This window comes from Ilyobacter sp., assembly GCF_041583315.1.
GTDB lineage: Bacteria > Fusobacteriota > Fusobacteriia > Fusobacteriales > Fusobacteriaceae > Ilyobacter.
Genome location: NZ_JBFHGC010000584.1, coordinates 1 through 1,721, shown reverse-complemented (window position 1 = coordinate 1,721; position 1,721 = coordinate 1). Strand labels below are relative to the sequence as shown.

At 36.8% G+C, this 1,721-nt stretch carries 1 protein-coding gene; it reads right to left on the bottom strand.

Annotation, left to right across the window (positions count from 1 at the left end; genetic code table 11):
* Positions 1-1,721 (bottom strand): diguanylate cyclase domain-containing protein (locus tag ABZA26_RS14440; RefSeq protein ID WP_372715191.1); only part of this gene is annotated, 1,721 nt, incomplete at both ends.

Here is a 1,721-nt window from a genome sequence, read left to right as displayed (position 1 = left end):
ACCCATCTGTCTATCTCTAAGATAAATCCAGTGGTTTCTGCAATTGGAATAAATTCTGATGGAGATTTGTAAAGCTTTCCGTCTTTGAACCAACGCAGAAGAGACTCAGTCCCTATGATCTTATTTTCAAATACATCTATTTTTGGCTGATAATAAAGCTGCAGTTCACCGTTTTTCAGGGCATTACGTAACTGAGTGTCTATTTCCATTTTGCTATTTGTTGCATGATTCATCTCTTCAGAAAAGAAATAATGACCGTTTTTACCTCTGTCTTTTGCTCCGTACATTGCTAGGTCTGAATTTTTGAGAAGGGTATTGACGTCAAATCCATCCTCAGGATATACTGCCACCCCTATACTTGCAGATATGAAAATTTCCCTATCATCAATTATGAAGGGTAACTTCAAAACTTTTAAAATCCTATTTGAGACATAATTTATCTCCTTCCTGTCGGAAAACCCTTCGAGAATTACTGCAAACTCGTCTCCTCCCAGACGGCATATTATATTGTTTTTTCTGAGATTTTTTCTCAGACGCTCTGCCACTCTTGTCAGGAGTACATCCCCTATATGATGCCCGAAGCTGTCATTGACATTTTTAAAGTGATCAAGGTCTATGTTCAAAAGTGCCACCTTAAATTTTTCTTTTTCTCCTTGAATTATTGCCTTTCCCAGAAATTCGGAAAACATCCTTCTGTTTGGGAGGGTGGTGAGGCTGTCATAAAAAGCCAGGTTTTTTATTTTTTCCTCTGCCTCTTTCCGCTTTGTTATGTCGTGAATTATCGAGAAAAGCCTCGGTCTTCTTCCGCTTATTATTTCTCCGGAGTATACTTCTACATCCCTTATACTCCCGTCGGCCAGTCTGTGTTTAAAATTAAAATAATTTTTATTATTTATTCTGGCTCTTTCCATCTCGTTATAAACCTCACTCTTACTGAGAGTGTTTATATCTGTTATTTTCATTTTTATAAATTCTTCTCTTGTCCAACCGTAAAATTCCGCGGCTGAATTATTTGCATCGACTATCTCTCCGGTTTCTAAGTCTATCATCAGCATGACGGCCTTATGATCATGGAATATCTTTCTGTATTCCTCTTCTTTTTCCAGTGCCGCCTCTTCTGCAGACTTCTGCCTGGATATATCGTAAAGAGTTCCCATGACAAGATTTCTATTGGAATCATACTCTGCCACAGAATGTACTGATTTTATCTTTCCGTCTGTTTTATTTTTTATTTTAAACTCCACATTGTAACTATCTCTCCCTGCTATTAAATCCATAAGGGCTTTATCCAGCATTTCCCGATATTTAGTAAGGGGGTATTTCTTTATCTCATTTATAGAGGGATTTTCTCCTGTTAATCCGTATATTTTTCTCGAGCCTTTTGATGTTTTGACCGTATTATTGTTGAGGTTAAATTCCCAATACCCGAATCCAGAGATCATTTCTGCCTGATTAATATAATCATATTCCTGCTTGAGATTTTTACTGGCTTCAAATAGGTTTAGGGCAGTTTTTACATAAGACTGCAAAATAAAATCCTTGCTATCCTTTAATACAAGCCCATAGGAGAAATCATTGTAATATTCTTCAGAGTTCATATTCTCTTCATGACTGGTAATATACATCAGAGGAAGTCCGGTCTTGGAAATAATATCATTTGCCATTTCCACGGTATTGTCGGTAGTATCTATATCCATGATAACCAGGTTTATTTCCCAGTT